The 16,028-nt window shown below is 68.8% G+C and carries 17 protein-coding genes; 7 read left to right on the top strand and 10 right to left on the bottom strand.

From position 1 onward, the window contains the following. Positions 1-117 precede the first annotated feature (117 nt). A complete protein-coding gene (locus U5A56_RS12125) occupies positions 118-1,257 on the top strand; it encodes a patatin-like phospholipase family protein (protein WP_124489035.1) in 1,140 nt (379 codons plus the stop codon). Positions 1,258-1,305: 48 nt separating this feature from the next. Here U5A56_RS12125 and U5A56_RS12120 read toward each other — a convergent pair whose 3' ends face one another. Next, a complete protein-coding gene (locus U5A56_RS12120) occupies positions 1,306-2,010 on the bottom strand; it encodes an SDR family oxidoreductase (RefSeq protein ID WP_321922511.1) in 705 nt (234 codons plus the stop codon). A gap of 120 nt (positions 2,011-2,130) precedes the next feature. Between U5A56_RS12120 and gcvA the strand changes: the two genes are divergently transcribed. The 3 genes from gcvA to U5A56_RS12105 all read left to right on the top strand — a co-directional run bounded on the left by gcvA (position 2,131) and on the right by U5A56_RS12105 (position 4,594). Further along, complete coding sequence (gcvA, locus tag U5A56_RS12115; RefSeq protein WP_321922509.1) at positions 2,131-3,030, top strand: transcriptional regulator GcvA; 900 nt, start codon at positions 2,131-2,133, stop codon at positions 3,028-3,030. 122 nt (positions 3,031-3,152) lie between these two features. Then, positions 3,153-3,461: an ArsR/SmtB family transcription factor gene (locus U5A56_RS12110; RefSeq protein WP_059449595.1), complete on the top strand. Its 309-nt coding sequence runs from the start codon at positions 3,153-3,155 to the stop codon at positions 3,459-3,461. A 71-nt stretch (positions 3,462-3,532) separates the two neighbouring features. Continuing rightward, positions 3,533-4,594 carry an alkene reductase gene (locus U5A56_RS12105; protein WP_321922507.1) on the top strand — a complete coding sequence of 354 codons (1,062 nt, stop codon included), beginning with the start codon at positions 3,533-3,535 and terminating at the stop codon, positions 4,592-4,594. Positions 4,595-4,609: 15 nt separating this feature from the next. On the opposite strand, the gene U5A56_RS12100 is transcribed toward U5A56_RS12105, so the two are convergent. Continuing rightward, entirely contained in the window at positions 4,610-5,137 is a 528-nt protein-coding gene (locus U5A56_RS12100) for a GNAT family N-acetyltransferase (protein WP_321922505.1), read from the bottom strand. 83 nt (positions 5,138-5,220) lie between these two features. Here U5A56_RS12100 and U5A56_RS12095 point away from each other — a divergent pair, with 83 nt between their 5' ends. Together U5A56_RS12095 and U5A56_RS12090 are read left to right on the top strand one after the other, a co-directional pair. Beyond that, positions 5,221-5,832, top strand: a complete 612-nt coding sequence (locus U5A56_RS12095; protein WP_044846680.1) for a LysE family translocator — start codon at positions 5,221-5,223, stop codon at positions 5,830-5,832. Positions 5,833-5,872: 40 nt separating this feature from the next. After that, complete coding sequence (locus U5A56_RS12090; protein ID WP_321922503.1) at positions 5,873-6,211, top strand: hypothetical protein; 339 nt, start codon at positions 5,873-5,875, stop codon at positions 6,209-6,211. 114 nt (positions 6,212-6,325) lie between these two features. Here U5A56_RS12090 and U5A56_RS12085 read toward each other — a convergent pair whose 3' ends face one another. Beyond that, positions 6,326-7,246: a phosphatidylinositol-specific phospholipase C gene (locus tag U5A56_RS12085; protein WP_321922502.1), complete on the bottom strand. Its 921-nt coding sequence runs from the start codon at positions 7,244-7,246 to the stop codon at positions 6,326-6,328. Between the two features lie 6 nt (positions 7,247-7,252). On the opposite strand from U5A56_RS12085, the gene U5A56_RS12080 reads away from it, so the two are divergent. Further along, positions 7,253-8,275 carry a LacI family DNA-binding transcriptional regulator gene (locus tag U5A56_RS12080; protein ID WP_321922500.1) on the top strand — a complete coding sequence of 341 codons (1,023 nt, stop codon included), beginning with the start codon at positions 7,253-7,255 and terminating at the stop codon, positions 8,273-8,275. A 9-nt stretch (positions 8,276-8,284) separates the two neighbouring features. Here U5A56_RS12080 and U5A56_RS12075 read toward each other — a convergent pair whose 3' ends face one another. The 7 genes from U5A56_RS12075 to U5A56_RS12045 all read right to left on the bottom strand — a co-directional run bounded on the left by U5A56_RS12075 (position 8,285) and on the right by U5A56_RS12045 (position 15,951). Next, a complete protein-coding gene (locus U5A56_RS12075) occupies positions 8,285-9,145 on the bottom strand; it encodes a carbohydrate ABC transporter permease (RefSeq protein ID WP_044846678.1) in 861 nt (286 codons plus the stop codon). Further along, entirely contained in the window at positions 9,142-10,011 is an 870-nt protein-coding gene (locus U5A56_RS12070; protein WP_321922498.1) for a sugar ABC transporter permease, read from the bottom strand. Before U5A56_RS12070 ends, U5A56_RS12075 begins: the two co-directional genes overlap by 4 nt. A 34-nt stretch (positions 10,012-10,045) precedes the next feature. Next, positions 10,046-11,284 (bottom strand): ABC transporter substrate-binding protein, encoded by a 1,239-nt coding sequence (locus U5A56_RS12065; protein ID WP_257769420.1) that lies wholly within the window; start codon positions 11,282-11,284, stop codon positions 10,046-10,048. A gap of 193 nt (positions 11,285-11,477) precedes the next feature. Further along, on the bottom strand, positions 11,478-12,686 hold the full coding sequence (locus U5A56_RS12060) for a porin (protein ID WP_321819820.1): 1,209 nt from the start codon (positions 12,684-12,686) through the stop codon (positions 11,478-11,480). 176 nt (positions 12,687-12,862) lie between these two features. Then, positions 12,863-13,801, bottom strand: a complete 939-nt coding sequence (locus U5A56_RS12055) for a helix-turn-helix domain-containing protein (RefSeq protein WP_044846726.1) — start codon at positions 13,799-13,801, stop codon at positions 12,863-12,865. A 60-nt stretch (positions 13,802-13,861) separates the two neighbouring features. After that, on the bottom strand, positions 13,862-14,452 hold the full coding sequence (locus U5A56_RS12050; RefSeq protein ID WP_321922495.1) for a DUF3156 family protein: 591 nt from the start codon (positions 14,450-14,452) through the stop codon (positions 13,862-13,864). After that, on the bottom strand, positions 14,449-15,951 hold the full coding sequence (locus tag U5A56_RS12045) for an APC family permease (protein ID WP_044846673.1): 1,503 nt from the start codon (positions 15,949-15,951) through the stop codon (positions 14,449-14,451). The genes U5A56_RS12050 and U5A56_RS12045 overlap by 4 nt, the downstream gene beginning before the upstream one ends. Positions 15,952-16,028 lie beyond the last annotated feature (77 nt).

Below are 16,028 nucleotides of genomic sequence, written 5' to 3'. Positions count from 1 at the left end.
GCGCCGAGCCGCACCATGCGCGCGAAGATCCGGCACCGCGGAGCGACGCCCGCCGATCGCCTACACTGGTTCCAACCGGCCGGCCCCCGCCGGCCGTCACCGACCACGAGGCAAGCGATGACGGCAAGTCAACCCGCACACCCGAAGCTACCCGGACAGGTCGTGCTCGTGCTCCAGGGCGGCGGCGCACTGGGCGCATACCAGCTCGGCGTATTCGAGGCGATGGACGCGGCGGGCATCCAGCCCGACTGGGTGATCGGCACGTCGATCGGCGCGATCAACGCGGCGCTGATCGCCGGCAACGCGCCCGCGCACCGCGCGCAGCGAATGGCCGAATTCTGGCGCCACGTCACCGAACGGCCCGCCGTGACCGTGCCGGGCTTCCCGACGACCTGGGACAAGATAGGCTCGGAACTCGCGGTGATCGGCGCGGGCCTCACGGGATTCTTCCGGCCGAATCCCGCCGCGTGGCTCGGGCCGCTCGCGCGGGTCGGCGTCGAGCACGCGTCGTATTACGTGGTCGAGCCGCTGCGCGACACGCTCGCGTCGCTGATCGACCTCGACCTGCTGAATGCGTGCCGGCCGCGACTGACCGTCGGCGCGGTCAACGCGTGCACCGGCACGATGCGCTATTTCGATTCGCGCGACCGGCCGCTCGACCTCGACCACGTGATGGGCTCGGGCGCGCTGCCGCCCGCGTTCCCGGCCGTGCGGATCGACGGCGCACCCTACTGGGACGGCGGCATCTATTCGAATACGCCGGTCGAGGTCGTGCTCGACGATGCGCCGCGCCGCAGCTCGATCATCTTCTCGGTGCAGATGTGGAATCCGGTCGGGCCCGAGCCGCAAAGCATCTGGCAGGTGTCGGAGCGGCAGAAGGACATCCAGTACGCGAGCCGCACGGACGGCAACATCGCGCGGCAACAGCAGATTCACCGGCTGCGCCACGTGATCAAGGAACTGGTGATGCGGCTGCCGGAGGCGGAGCGAACGTCGGCCGACGTGCAGGCGCTCGCCGCGTGGGGCTGCCAGACGACGATGCACGTGATCAAGCTCGCGGCGCCGCGGCTCGACGGCGACGATCAGTGGAAGGACATCGATTTCACGCCGGACGGCATCGCGGCGCGCCGGCAGGCCGGGTTCGACGCGACGATGCAGGCGATCGCCGCGCGACCGTGGGATCAGCCGATGGACCCGACGGAAGGGCTCAGCGTCTGGAGCCCGGAAGAGAACCGAATCGGCGAACGGCACAACTGACGCAGCCGGCGCAACGTCCCCGCGCGTACCGCCCTGCCAGGCACCGGCTTAAAGCGCGCGCACGATGCCGCCGTCGACGCGAATGTTCTGCCCGGTGATGTAGCCGGCGCCTTCCGACAGCAGGAACGTCACGGTCTGCGCGATCTCCTGTGTCTTGCCGAAACGGCCGGCCGGAATGCGCGCGACGATCTCGGGCGTCTCCGGCCAGCTGTCGATGAAGCCGGGCAGCACCGAATTGATGCGGATGTTGTCCTTCGCGTACCGGTCGGCGTACAGGCGCGTGAACGCACTGAGCGCCGCGCGCAGCGCGGACGACACCGGCATCGCCTGCTCGGGCGCGTCGGCCGCGAAGCTCGAAATGTTGACCACCGCGCCGCCGCCCTGCTTCAGGAAGACCGGTGTCACGCGGCGCAGCACGCGCGCGACGTTGAGCACGATCAGGTCGAGCCCTTCGTGCCATTTGTCGTCACCGATCGAGAGCAGGTCGCCCTTCGGCGGATGCCCGGTATTGTTGACGACCGCATCGATACGGCCGTACTTCGCGAGCGTCTCGTTCACGAAGCGCGCAATGTCGGCGTCTTCGGTGACCGACCCCGCCACGCCGAACCCGCCGAGTTCCTTCGCCAGTTCGACCGCGCTGCCGGACGGCGACATCAGCGCGACGCGATAACCGTTGCTCGCGAGATCCCGCGCAATCGCGGCGCCCATGCCCTTGCCCGCCGCCGTCACCAAAGCCACTTTCTGTACAGTCATGCTGTTCTCCTGAATGGGTCGGCGCAGCGCCGCGATCATCGTCCATGGCAGCACTGTAGAACTCTATAATCGGCCTGTCGAACCAAGATTTCTCCACCCACCCTGTAGAATTTCTACTGCATGAAGGCGCTAACGCGTACCCGCCGGTTCCCGCCGCTCAATGCGCTTCGCGCGTTCGAAGCCGCCGCGCGACACCTCAATTTCCGGCTGGCCGCCGACGAACTCGGCGTGACCCAGGGCGCGGTGGCGCAACAGGTCAGGCATCTGGAGGACGTCGTGGAGGTTCAGCTGTTCCGGCGGCTGCCCAGGGGGCTGGCGCTGACGCGCGAAGGGCTCGAGTATTTTTCGTCGGTCCAGCGTGCGCTGCAGATCATCTCCGACGCCACGGACGCGCTCGGGCAGCGCCCGACGGTTCTGGCGGTCAGCACGACGCCGTCGTTCGCGTCGAAGTGGCTGATTCCGCGCCTGTCGGACTTCGGCCGGCTGCATCCCGACATCGAGGTGCGCGTGATCGCCGACGAAAGGCTGGCGTCGTTCCGGGCCGACGGCGTCGACATCGCGATTCGACTGAGCAAGCCGCCGTTCCCGGCCGGCCTGGTCGCCGAGTTGCTGTTTCCGCTCGACATCTTTGCCGTCGCCAGCCCGAAACTGCTCGACAGCGGCTCGCCGATCCGGACGCCCGCGGACCTCGCAAAGCACGTGCTGTTGCACGACGCGCACGATCTGTGGCCCGAGTTCATCGACAAGCTCGGCGGCCAAGGCCGGGCCGATCCGACGAAAGGGCCGCGGTTCAGCCAGTCGCTGCTCGCAATCGACGCCGCGGTCGCCGGCCAGGGCATCGCGCTGACGAGCGAGCCGCTGGTCGAACGCGATATCGCGGAAGGCCGGCTGCGGCGCGTGTTCGACTTTTCGTTTCCGATGTCGCTCGGGTTTTACGTCGTCTTTCCGCAGGCCAATGCGCATTCGGAAGCGCTCGATGCGATGCGGCGGTGGCTGTTCGCGCAGTACGGGAAGGGGTGACGCGCTGAAGTCCGACAGATCAACAACCCCACCTCCATCAGTGCCTTCATACATATCGTTATTTTCCGATATATGATTCGCCCATCGACGATACCCGTTTGCCCCGAACACTACGCCCTTCCATGCCGACCGAACTCGACATCGACGCGATCCTGAAAGCGCTCTCGAACCCCGTGCGCCGGGAAATCCTCGTCTGGCTGAAAACGCCGGGCGCGCATTTCCCGGAGCAGACGCTGCCGTACGACCACGGCGTCTGCGCCGGGCAGATCGACGCGCGCTGCGGGCTGTCGCAGTCGACGGTTTCCGCGCACCTCGCGACGCTGCAGCGCGCGGGGCTCGTGACGTCGACGCGGATCGGCCAGTGGGCGTTCTTCCGGCGCAACGAGGCCGTCATCGACGCATTTCTCGACGCCCTGCGTCGCGAACTCTGACCCAGGCCATGCGGGCCACCCGTCGCGCACGATGCGACGGCCATCCCGCCTTTCGTGAAGAGGTTATCTCCATGCCCACCCTGTTCGACCCCGTTACCCTCGGCGACCTGACCCTGCCGAACCGCGTCGTGATGGCGCCGCTCACCCGTGCCCGCGCCGGCAGCGCGCGCGTGCCCAACGACCTGATGGCTCGCTATTACGCCGAGCGCGCGTCGGCCGGCCTGATCATCAGCGAAGCGACTTCGGTCACGCCGCAGGGCGTCGGCTACGCGGACACGCCGGGCATCTGGTCCGACGAGCAGGTGGAAGGCTGGAAGCGCGTGACGCAGGCCGTGCACGCGGCGGGCGGCCGCATCGTGCTGCAGCTCTGGCACGTCGGCCGGATTTCCGATCCGGTGTTCCTGGACGGCGGCCTGCCGGTCGCGCCGAGCGCGATCGCCGCGGGCGGTCACGTGAGCCTCGTGCGGCCGCCGCGTCCGTACGTGACGCCGCGCGCGCTCGACATCGATGAAATTCCGGGCATCGTCGCCGCGTACCGCAAGGGCGCGGAAAACGCGAAGAAGGCGGGCTTCGACGGCGTCGAGATCCACGGCGCGAACGGCTACCTGCTCGATCAGTTCCTGCAGGACAGCACCAACCTGCGCACCGACGCGTACGGCGGCCCGATCGAGAACCGCGCGCGCCTGCTGCTCGAAGCGGTCGACGCGGCGATCGACGTGTGGGGCGCGGGCCGTGTCGGCGTGCACCTCGCACCGCGCGGCGACGCGCACACGATGGGCGATTCCGATCCGGCCGCGACGTTCGGCTACGTCGCACGCGAGCTCGGCCGCCGCAAGATCGCGTTCATCTTCACGCGTGAATCGTATTCGGGCGACCAGCTGAGCCCGCGTCTGAAGGAGGCGTTCGGCGGCCCGCTGATCGCGAACGAGCAGTTCACGCTCGAATCGGCGCAGGACACGCTCGCGAGCGGCCACGCCGACGCGATCGCGTGGGGCAAGCTGTTCATCGCGAATCCGGACCTGCCGCGTCGACTCGAACTCGGCGCACCGTTGAACAAGCCGGTGCCGGAGACGTTCTACGCCGAAGGCGAGACGGGTTACACCGACTACCCGGCGCTCAGCGACGCGGCCTGACGGCCGGCGGCACGTTCATGCGCGCACGTCCGCGCGCATGAACACGCGCTGCGTCTCGTCGAGCCCGCGCGCGACGTGATGCGCGCGGATCGCATGCAGCGTGTCGTCGAGCGATGCGTCGTCGATGACGTCGAAGCCCAGGCGCGCGTAGTACGGCGCATTCCACGGCGCGTCGCGAAACGTCGACAGCACGACCTGCGCGATGCCGTCTTGCGCGGCGCGCGTCATGATCCGTTCGATCAGGCGCGCGCCGATCCGCTGCCCCGCATGCGACGGCGCGACGTCCAGCTCCTCCAGATAAAGCCGCTGCGCATCGAGCAGCCGGTAGAACGCGAAACCCACGCAGGCCCCCGCTTCGTCCGTCGCCACATACGCGCGGCCGTCGTCGATGCGTGCGAGCACGTCGGCCGCATCGGTCGGCTCGCCTTCGGCGATGTCGGACATGCCGATGTCGCGAAAGCGCTGGGCGGCGGCAACTTCCACGGCGGCCATCGCGGCCGCGTCTTCCCGCGTGGCGGGACGAATCCGGATCGATACTGTCATCACGACGAGGTAGGCAGGCAGGAACGGCCGTCACTATAATCGAAACTTCATACCTTTCGAACGCCTTGCCCACGAGGTTCGCCATGACGCTGTCCGCGCTCGCCGTGTTCGCCATCGCCCTGCTCGTCACCGCCGGCACGCCCGGCCCGAGCGTCGCCGCGCTCGTCGCGCGCGTGCTGACGAACGGCGTGCGAGACGTGCTGCCGTTCCTCGCCGCGATGTGGATCGGCGAGGCGCTGTGGCTCACGCTGGCGGTGGCCGGGCTGTCGGCGTTCGCACGCACGTTCGAGACGGGCCTGCTCGTGCTGAAGCTGCTCGGCGTCGCGTACCTGCTGTTCCTCGCGTGGAAGATGTGGACCGCGCCGACCGACACGCAGGCCGGCGACCTGCCGCGCGGGCAGTCGCCGTGGCGCATGTTCGTCGCGGGCACGCTGGTCACGCTTGGCAATCCGAAGATCATGCTGTTCTATCTCGCGCTGCTGCCGACGATCGTCGATCTGACGCATGTCGGTGTGCTCGCGTGGGCCGAGCTCGTCGGCACGATGCTCGCGATCCTGATCCTCGCCGACTGCTTCTGGTCGCTGCTCGCGGTGCGTGCGCGGGCATTTCTGACGTCGGCACGCGCGAAGCGGGTCGCGAACCGCACGAGCGCGACCGCGATGGCGGGTGCGGCGGTGGCGATTGCGACGCGGTAGTCCGTCGATCGCACACCCTACCGCTCTCTGCAGACCTGCGATGCCGCAACTCGAGAAAATTCCCGCGGCACTTGCCGCACTGTCGATTTCTCGTCGCGAGATCGTGCTTCCGCTCGACGCCGCGCTCGAATGCATTGACTATTGCGAGCGTCATCGCATTCCGATCTATGGTTGGGAAGGTTGGGTCCTGACTGCCGACGGACGTGTCGGACATGGCAGCGCTCCGCAGGGCACCGTGAGTCTTGATGATTGGCCGCTGGCGGAGGCCGCCGCGTTCTGCCGCAGCACGATGGTGTCCGAATCGAAGGTGTGGCACAACAAATACCCCGGGACAACCGACCAGCTGCATTTCTGCATCACGATCGGCGACACGTACTGATTGCCCCACCCGCGCGATCGGTCCTCGATATCGACGGCGTCTCGAATGCCACGCATTTCACCTTTCTCAGGCAGTGCCCCGATCAGCTAGTTCGCGATCGTCAATGCGAATGCGCTAACAACCCACCGACCTGCGCCTGCCATCCGCCACAGGCACATCCTCATTACACTCGACCAACGCCCGCACCAACGCCCAGTCATCGTCGTCGCAGAAATCGAGGAGCATCGCGCCACACGGCCCGCGCGCTTCTCGCAACCGCGCCGCGAGCCGCGCCTGAATCCCGACCACCCTGCCGTCGCCGCGCGCGACCACCGACGGATTCGCGCCCATCCCCGTGCCGCTGCAGAAATTGATCGCCCAGCGCCCGCTCTCCGGCGACGGCATGCGGCTCAGCAGCGCATCGATCACACGCCACTTGTAATGGATCGACCCGGCGACAGGCACACGGTATTCATCCTGGATCACGAACGCCGCATCCGGATGATCGACCGTAAACGTCGCATTGTCGGGCCACGCGGTCAGGTCGATGCCCAGCGGCCGGCTGCTGCGGAACCGCCGCAACAGCACCATCGCGCCGCGCACGTCGCCGAGCGCCGGCAGCGCGCGGCCCGCATGCCAGCGCAGCCGCGGATGCCGCGCGCAATGCGCATCGAACGTCGCGTCGAAACTGCGCGTGCACGCATGCGCCGGCCATTCGTCCTTCACCGACATCACGATGCATTCGCGCGGATGCGCATCGAGAAAGCGCGTGCAGTCCGCGAGCACGTCGTCGAACGACAGGCCGAGCGCGATGCCGCCGTGATGGATGTCGAACGTATCGCCCCGGTGCCGGCAGCGAATGTCGAGCAACCGCACGCCATGCGCGAGCTGCGCATCGAGCGGCGCGCGCTGCGTGCGCACGAGCGGATCGTCGACCGTATACGCACAGGTGTCATGGCTGCCCGGTAGGGTCAGCGTATGCAGCGGCCGCGCGTCGTCGAGCGCCGACATCCAGTCGGCCAGCGGCGTGGAGGCTTCGTGTCGCGAAGGGATCATGAATCGATGACTGACAAGGAAAGAAAGACATGGGTGACCGCGTCGGATGTCGCCGTGCGGGCCGGCGTGTCGCGCTCCGCGGTGTCGCGCGCGTTCTCGCCGACGGCGAGCATCGCGCCCGAGACGCGCGAACGCGTGATGGCGGCCGCGCGTGCGCTCGGCTACCAGGTCAACCTGATCGCGCGCGACATGATCACGCAGCGCAGCAGCATGATCGGCGTCGTGACGGCCGGGTTCGAGAATCCGTTCCGCGCGCGGCTGCTGTCGGACCTGATGGCCGCGCTCGGGCAGCGCGCGTTCACGCCGCTCGTGACCAATGCGGACGATCCGCATCAGGTCCGGCAATCGCTCGAACGGCTGCTCAGCTACCGGATCGCGGGCCTGGTGATGACGTCCGCTTCGCCGCCGCTGTCGGTCGCACGACAGTATCTCGATCACCGGATTCCCGTCGTGATGATCAACCGCGAAGCGAACCTGCCGGGCGCGGACGTCGTCGTCAGCGACAACGCCACGGGCGCCGTCCATGCGGCGCAGCGGCTCGTGCGGGCCGGCGCGCGCCGGCTCGCGTTCGTCGGGCCGCGCACCGCGAGCTACAGCGCACGCGCGCGCGCGGATGCGTTCGAGCAGGCGCTGCAATGCGGCGACGCGTACGATGCGGCGCTCGTCCGCGTGATCGATACGGACTCCGACACGCATGCATGCGGCCTCGACGCCGCACGGCAACTGTTCGCGACGGGCGAGCGGCCGGACGGTGTGTTCTGCTCGTCCGACCTGCTCGCGCTCGGCATGATCGACGCCGCGCGCGACGCCTTCGGCTTGCGCGTGCCCGACGACCTGCGCGTGATCGGCTTCGACGACATCCCCGCCGCCGCATACGACGCCTACCGGCTCTCGACGCTGCGCCAGGACACGCAAGGCCTCGCGCACGCGGCCGTCGATCTGCTCGCCGACCGGATCCAGACGTTCGACGGCGCGTCGCGCACGCGGGTCGTGCCGGTTACGCACGTGGTGCGGCATAGCTGCGCGTAACGCGTCGCGTCACTTCAGCCCGCCGGCGAAGCCGCGCAGCAGGTAGCGCTGCACGTAGCCGGCCACCGCAAGGGTCGGTAGCGACGCCAGCAGCCCCGCGCTCATCAGGTCGCCCCAGTCGATACCGTTCTCCGTCACGTAGCCGGCAATCGCGAGCGGCAGCGTAAAGCGGCTCGGCGTCGACACGAACAGCAGCGCGATCAGGAACTCGTTCCATGCGGCGATGAACACGAAGATCGCGGTCGCGATCAGCCCCGGCGCGCACAGCGGCAGCACGATTTGCACGAGCCGCCGCGCGAGCCCCGCGCCGTCGATGCACGCGGCCTCCTCGTATTCGACGGGCACGTCGCGCACGAACGCGAGCAGCATCCAGATCGCCATCGGCAGCGCGTAGATCTGGTAAGCAAGCATCAGCCCGAGCGTCGAATCGAGCAGATGCAACCGCTTCGCGAGCGCGAACAGCGGCACCGCGATCGTGATCGGCGGCATCAGCTTCAACGCCAGCACGAGCATCAGGAACAGCACATCCAGTCGCGCCGGAAACCGCAGCCGCACGAGTGCGTATGCGGCCGGAAACGCGAGCGTCAGCGCGAGCAGCGTCGTGCCGAACCCGACCAGCAGCGAATTGGCGAGCGGCGCGCCGATACCGTTCGACCACACCGACGCGAAATGCTCGAACGTCGGCGCAGCCGGCCAGATCCGCAGCGGATGATCGAGGCGTTCGAGCGTCGGCATGAACGCCGCGCCGGCCATCCACAGGCACGGCAGCAACAACAGCGCGAGCGCAATGATGCGCAGCGCCCACGGCGCGGCATGCGCGAACGCGGCACCCTTTCGCGCGTGCGCGAGGTACGCGGATCGCGCCGTCATGCGCGCCGCTTGCGAACCGTCTGCCATACGTACCCCGAAACGAGCAGCGCGGACGCCGCGAGCATCAGCACCGACGCGGCGCTCGCCGGTCCGACGTTGAAGAAGCGGAAGCCCGTGTCGTAGATGTAGGTCGACAGCGTCTGCGTCGCGTTGCCGGGGCCGCCGCCCGTCAGCGCGTAGACCTTGTCGAACAGCTTGAACGTGTCGATCGAGCGCAGCAGCAGCGCGAGGCCGATCTGCGGCGCCGCGAGCGGCAGCGTGATGTCGCGCAGGCACTGCCATTCGCTCGCGCCGTCGGTGCGTGCGGCTTCGTACAGTTCCTGCGGGATCGATTGCAGCCCGGCCAGCACGATCAGGAACGCCATCGGCGTCCACTGCCACACGTCGACGAGCGCGAGCGACCACAACGCAAGATGCGGATCGGACAGCCAGCGCACGCCTTCGACGCCGAACGCGGCGAGCAGCGCGTTCAGGAAGCCGTCGAAGTTGAGCCAGTTGCGCCAGATCGCAGAGCACACGAGCGTCGAGAGCATCATCGGCAGGATCGCGAGCGGCAGCGCAATGCGCCGCCCCGGAAACGCGCGCACGAACAGCAGCGCGAGACCGAAGCCGAGCGCGACCTCGACGAGCGACGCCGCGATCGTGAAGCGCAGCGTGTTGCCGAAACCGGCCGCGAACGCGTCGTCGCCGAGCACCGCGCGATAGTTCGCGAGCCCCGCGAATGCGCGACGGCCCGCCGTGTAGTCGACCTGGCAGAACGAGTCGATCAGCACCTGCGCGACGGGGTACAGCGCGAGCGCGGCCAGCACCAGCAGCGCGGGCCCGAGCAGCGCGACGAACGGCAGGCCGCGGCCGAGGGCTTTCATGCGCGGTTTCCGGACGATGCGTGGCGGCGTGCCGTCATTTGCCGGCCGCGGCCATCGCCTGCGCGATCTTCTGCTGCGCCTGGCGCAGCGCGGCGTCGGGAGCGGCCTGCCCGGTCAGCGCGAGCTGCAGCTGGTCGCCGAGAATGCTCTCGACCTGCTGCCAGTCCTTCACGCGCGGCCGCGCACGGCCGGCCTCGAGCGCCTTCAGCTGATCGGGGTACCAGCGGTACTGGCGCACCAGCGCCGGATCGGCGAACACGCTGCGGCGCGTCGGCGGAATGCCGATCCCGGCGAGACGCGTTTGCGTGTCGCGCGAGCTCAGGTAGGCCAGGAAATCCTGCGCGAGCTTCGCGTGCGGCGCATCCTTCGGAATGCCCATCTGCCAGATGCCGAGCATCGGCGCCGGGCCGGCCGTCTGCCCGGGCGGCGGCTGCAGCGCGATCTGCCCGACCACGCGCGACTGCTTCGGATCGTCGAGCGCCGGGATCCACGCCGGCCACACCTCGATCGACTGCGCGGCCGTGCCGCGCTGCAGTGCGTCGCGCACCTCGGCGGCGCCGTATACGTCGACGTCCTTCGGCGCGGCGGTCTTCAGCGCAAGGAAAGTCTTGAGCGCGGCCTGCGACTCGCGCGAATCGATCGTCACGTTGCCGGCACGGTCGAACACGTCGCCGCCGTAGGCCCACAGGATCGGCAGGAAGCCCGTTACGACCGGGTTGCCCTTGGTGCCGCGGAACACGACGCCCGACACGCTCTTGTCCGCGCCGCCGATGGTCTGCGCGATCTTCAGCACGTCGTCCCAGTTGCGAGGCGGCTGCAGCTGGTACTTCGCGAGCAGATCCTTCCGGTACGCGAACATCTCGACGTTGCCGACGATCGGCAGCGCGTACAGCGCGCCCGCCGCGTTGCGGCCGAGCGCGACCGCGGACGGCACGAGATCGGCGTCGGCGAGCGCTGCCGGCAGCGGCTTCAGCCAGCCGTTGCCGATGAATTCGGGTGCCCACGTATCGTCCATCATCACGAGGTCGTACGTGCCGGTGCCTTCGCGCATCGACAGCTTCAGCTTCTGGTACAGGTTCGCGTTCGGCAGCTTGAGCAACTCGATGTCGGTGCCCGGATGCAGCTTGGTGAAGCCGGCGACGGCGTCGGCCAGCCCCTTGCCGTAGATGTCGTCGCGGCCCGCGATGACGAGGTCCGCCGCGAAGGCGTGCGAGGCGGCAACGGACAGCGCAACGGCGGCGGACAGCCCGCGCAGGCGGCTCAGCAGGGTCATGTGGTCTCTCTCGATCGGCGTGGTGGCGAGCCGCCGGGCGTTGCACACGTGTGCAACGCGGGCGACGCTTCGGGCGGCCTGAAGCGAACGCCATTGTTCACGTCGATCGTTAAGAATTTGTGGCACGCGGCGAAAGCGGCCGACGGTGCGGCCGGCCGCCCCGCCCGCCGCCCGTGCCGTCGTGTGCGTGCCGTCAGAAGTTCACGCGAATCCCGGCCATCACCGCGAGCTGCCGGCTCGAATTGCTGTTCGCGAGCACCGGAATCTGCGCGTAGTTCACCGCATTGCCGTTCGCGTCGGTGCCGAGCCCCGTGCCGCTCGCGATCTGGCCGATCGCGACCGCATACAGCGCGGTGCGCTTCGACAGGCTGTAGTTCGTGCCGACGTTGACCTGGTGAAAACGCGTCGTGCCGCGGCCGTCCGTGTGCGCGGCGTTGAAGATATACGCGACGCCGCCCTGCAGCGCGGGCGTGAACATGTACGTGACGTTCAATTCGCCGATGTCGAACGTGAACGCCTGCGTGCGCGGCTGCGCGCCGGTCGAGAAATAGCGGCTGTCGCCGAGGCGCGTGTGCGTGTAGGTCAGCGCGACCGTCGCCGCGCCGAGCGTCACCGAGCCGCCCGCGCCGAACGCGCGCATCGAGCCGGCGTCCTGCAGCAGGCAGTACATCGCGCCCGGGTTGCTGCACGCGAAGTCGCCGATATAGCCGCTCGCGCCGCCGAGCGCCGCGTCGAGCGGCTGGTGCAGGTCGAGATAGCCGACCGAGAACGCGACCGGCGCACGCGTGTAGGTCGCGGCGACCGCATAGCCGCGCTTCGCGGAAAAGTCGCCGGCCTGGCCGCCGAAGCTGAACGTGCCGCCGAACGTCAGGCCGTTGAAATCCGCGCTGGTGAACTTCACCGCGTTGTTGAAGTTGAACGCGGCGTTCAGGTTGTCGACGTCGCCGAGGTGCGAGCCGTACGGCGTCGCCCAGTTGTTGCTCGATACATACGCGCCGAGCATGTCCGTGTACGAGTCGTATTGCCGGCCGAGGCCGAGCGTGCCGATCGCCTCCTGGCGCAGCCCGACCCACGCCTGCCGGCTGAACGCGGTGCCGCCCTGCAGCGCCTGCCCGTTCGCGGACAGGAACTGCTGCTCGAGCGAAAACACCGCGTCGAGCCCGCCGCCGAGCGGCTCGGCACCCTGAAATCCGAAGCGGGACGGCACGAGGTTGCCGCCGCCCATCTGCCATGCATGGCCGCCGCCCGTGCTGCCGTCGGCGCGCGTGAACTGCTGGTTCGTCGAATAGATGACGCCGGTGTCCACGGTGCCGTACAGCGTCACGCTGCCGGAGGTCTGCGCGTGCGCGTGCATGCAACCCAGCGTGGCCGCGGCCGCGGCCAGTCTTCGTCCGATCTTCATGTCCCGTCCCTCTGTTGTCATCGATTCGCAGTGCGAACCGATGGTGTTGTCGATTTCGGTGACAGGACTCTATCCAGCGAAAATTCGGGACCCCTATCCCAAATCAGCAAATGGTGAAGCGAACGGAACGGGCGACACGCGACGCCGCCCGGCGGCGCCGTCGCGATGCGAAGACGTCATTCGGGGCGCAAGGTTTGCGACGGCAGCTCGCCGAACAGGTCGCGATACTCGCGCGCGAAATAGCCGAGATGCGTGAAGCCCCAGCTTGCTGCGGCCTCGCCGACGCCGAGCTGATGCGCGGACGTCGTGCGCAGCAGGCGCCGCACCGCGTTCAACCGGATCGTGCGCAGATAGCCGACGGGCGTGACGTCGGCGACGCGCTGGAAGCTCGTCTGCAGCGTGCGGCGGCTGCAGCGCAGCGCGCGGCACAGCTCGAGCACGGTGACGGGTTCCTCGGGCCGGTCGCGCAGGTGTTTCTCGCAACGGCTGACGATATCGCTGTAGGTGGCGTGCGTGATGTCGCGGCGCTCGACGCCGATGCCCTGCTCGAGCGCATCGAGGAACATGCCGAGCATCGTGTCGCGGAACATCTTGCGGGTGGCCGCGTATTCGAGGCAGCCGGGGTTGCGCTGCGCGTCGTCGATCAGCGACGACAGCCGCGCGCCGAGCGCGACGCCTTGCGCGTCCGACAGCCGCGTGACGTGCCGCAGCTTGCGCGCGCCGGCTGCGCCGAATTCGGCCTCGCAGAGCTCGTCGACCATGTCCGACGCCGCGCTGATCCCGACCAGTCCCATCCCTTCCGGCGTATGGAATTCGAAATCCTCGCCGGCGCGCAGCGCGAGCAGCGCATAGCCGTCGACCGGCTGGCTCTGGAACGTGCCGGCGAGCGGCACCGACAGCGGCACCGCGAGCGACGTGCGCCCGGCCGGTGCGAGGCCGGTTTGCGCGACACGCCGGTTGGTCGTCTCGCGGAAGAAATGGAAATCGTCGTACAGCACCTGCGTGACGGTGCCCCTGAAGCGGCCCGGCGTCATCTGGCGGTAGACCTGATGCCAACCCGCGATCGCGAGCCCGTGGTCATGCACGTCTTCGTGTGAGCGTGACTGGAACAGCATCGGCATCTCCGGTAAAACCCTGATTCCACGCTGCGGCCGCACGGCGCGCAGCGCCACAGCTTACCCCCGCAAAATTCCGCGCAGTGCAGTTTCGAATGCAAGACAGGCCGCCGACAGCGCGGCGGCCTGCTCGCCGGTCACGCGCACGTAGCGGCGAAACGACGGCATCCGGTTCACGACCTCGCTGCCGCCGAACGGCACGACGGCGAGCGTCCAGCGGCCGTCGTGCGCGGCGATCGTACAGTCGGTCAGGTGCAGCGGGCGCAGCGCGTCGGCGAGCGACGAATCGGCGACGAGCGCGGCCACCGTCCGCGCGAATCCGGGGTCGCTTCCCGGCTCGGGCGCGGCCGCGATGCCGGTGCGCCGCAGCCAGCCGGTCTGCAGCACGCGCGCAAGGCCCTGCCCGGCCGGGCCGTCCGCGCTGATCGACACCTGCACGCTGACCGTATGCATCAGGAACTGGCGGTCAACGCGCTCTTCGATGCTCACGCGCACGCCGTTCGGCAGCCGGGCCAGGATTTCGGCCGCGCCGCCGTCCGCGTCGCGCACCGCACCGAGGTCGGCGAGCACGCGCGCGGCGATCGCGCCGGGCCGGTGGCCGGGCGGCGGTGCGTCGGGCGCCGCGCGCCAGCGGGCGAGCGCGGCCCTCACGAGGCGACGTGCTCGTTGCGCAGCACTTCCTCGACCGGCACCGGCCTGAACGGATGCCGACGCTGCACGACGAGCGTCCAGAACAGCGCGTACAGCGCGGTGAGCCCGAGCATCACGCCGAACGGCACGTAGATGTCGCGCGCGTTCATGCCGGGCGGCGTGATGTACCAGATCGCGAGCACGATGCCGACGCTCGACACGATCTGCGGCAGCGGAAACAGCGGCGAACGGTACGGGCGCGGCAGGTCCGGGCGGCGGATGCGCAGCATCACGACCGACGCGGTCACGAGCAGGTATGCGGTGCCCCATGCGCAGGTCGCGGCGAGCACGAGGTGCAGGATGCTGTCGAGATTGCCGTTGATCAGCCACGCATGGAAGATCGGCACGACCGCCGCCGCGACGATGCCGACCACCGGCGTCTTGAAGCGCGGATGCAGATACGCGAAGCAGCGCGGCAGCGCGCCGTCGATCGCCATCCCGTACAGGATGCGCGGCAGCCCGGCCATCAGCGTGTTGATCGTCGCGGCGCCCGCGCACAGGAACGCGATGCCGAACCAGATGCGGCCGAAGGGCCCGAGCACCTGCAGCGCGAACGCGGGAATCGCGCCCGGCGTGTCGAGCAGGTGCGTGAGGCCGTCCGGGCTCACCGGCACGTTCGCGACCTGGCGCCGGATCGCCGCGCCGTACAGGAACATGCAGATCGCGACGCCGACGAGGCCGAGCGCCATCGCGCGCGGAATCGTGCGGCCCGGCGCCTTCATTTCCGGCGCGAGCGGCGTGACAAACTCGCAGCCGACGAACATGAACATCGCCATCCCGACCAGCGACAGCACGGCCGGCACCGACGTGCCGACTTCCGAGCCGCCGAACCAGCCGTCGAGATGCACGGCCGGCGCGGCCGCGAGGCCGAGGATGCCGAAGATCATCAGCGACAGCCACATGCCGGCCGTCAGCACGATCTCGAGCTTGCTGAACACCTTGATGCCGATGATGTTGGTGATCGCGAACGTGACCACGAGGCCGACGCCGACGAGCCACGAGCTGTTGTGCTTCTCGAGCGCGGCGTTCAGCGATTCGAAGTTCACGAGCGCCATGATGCCGCTCAGGATCGTCTCCGCCGTGCCGGCGAACACGTGCACGAGGAAATACGCGGAAATCGTGCCGGTGATCGCCCAGAAGCGGCCGAGCCCGCATGACAGGTAATCGTAAACCGAGCCGGCCGTCGGCAGCATCGCGGCGGCTTCGGAGAACGTCGTGGCCTGCGCCTGCATCATCACGAACGCGATGATCATCGCGACCGCGAACGCCCAGCCGCCCATCCCGAAGCCCGAGGTCGCGGTGAGAATCACCGGGCTCGCCATGATGAGGCCGACGGCGCTCGCCAGCGCGGTCGGAAACCCGACCGCACCGGCCTTCAGCACCGTGCCGCCGCCCGCTTCAGCCGACGCACCGGCGGGCGTGTCGCCCGCTGCGCCGGTCATTCCAGACCATCCCGACATCTTCGTCTCCTTCCCTTTTCGGGCCGGAACCGGCGCTGCGGCGCCCGCTCCGAGCCATGCTTCGCGGTCGGCCCGGG

This window comes from Burkholderia sp. BCC1998 (genome assembly GCF_905339875.1).
GTDB lineage: Bacteria > Pseudomonadota > Gammaproteobacteria > Burkholderiales > Burkholderiaceae > Burkholderia.
Note: the sequence above shows the minus strand (reverse complement) of the source record. Positions and strands in the feature narration are given on the sequence as shown.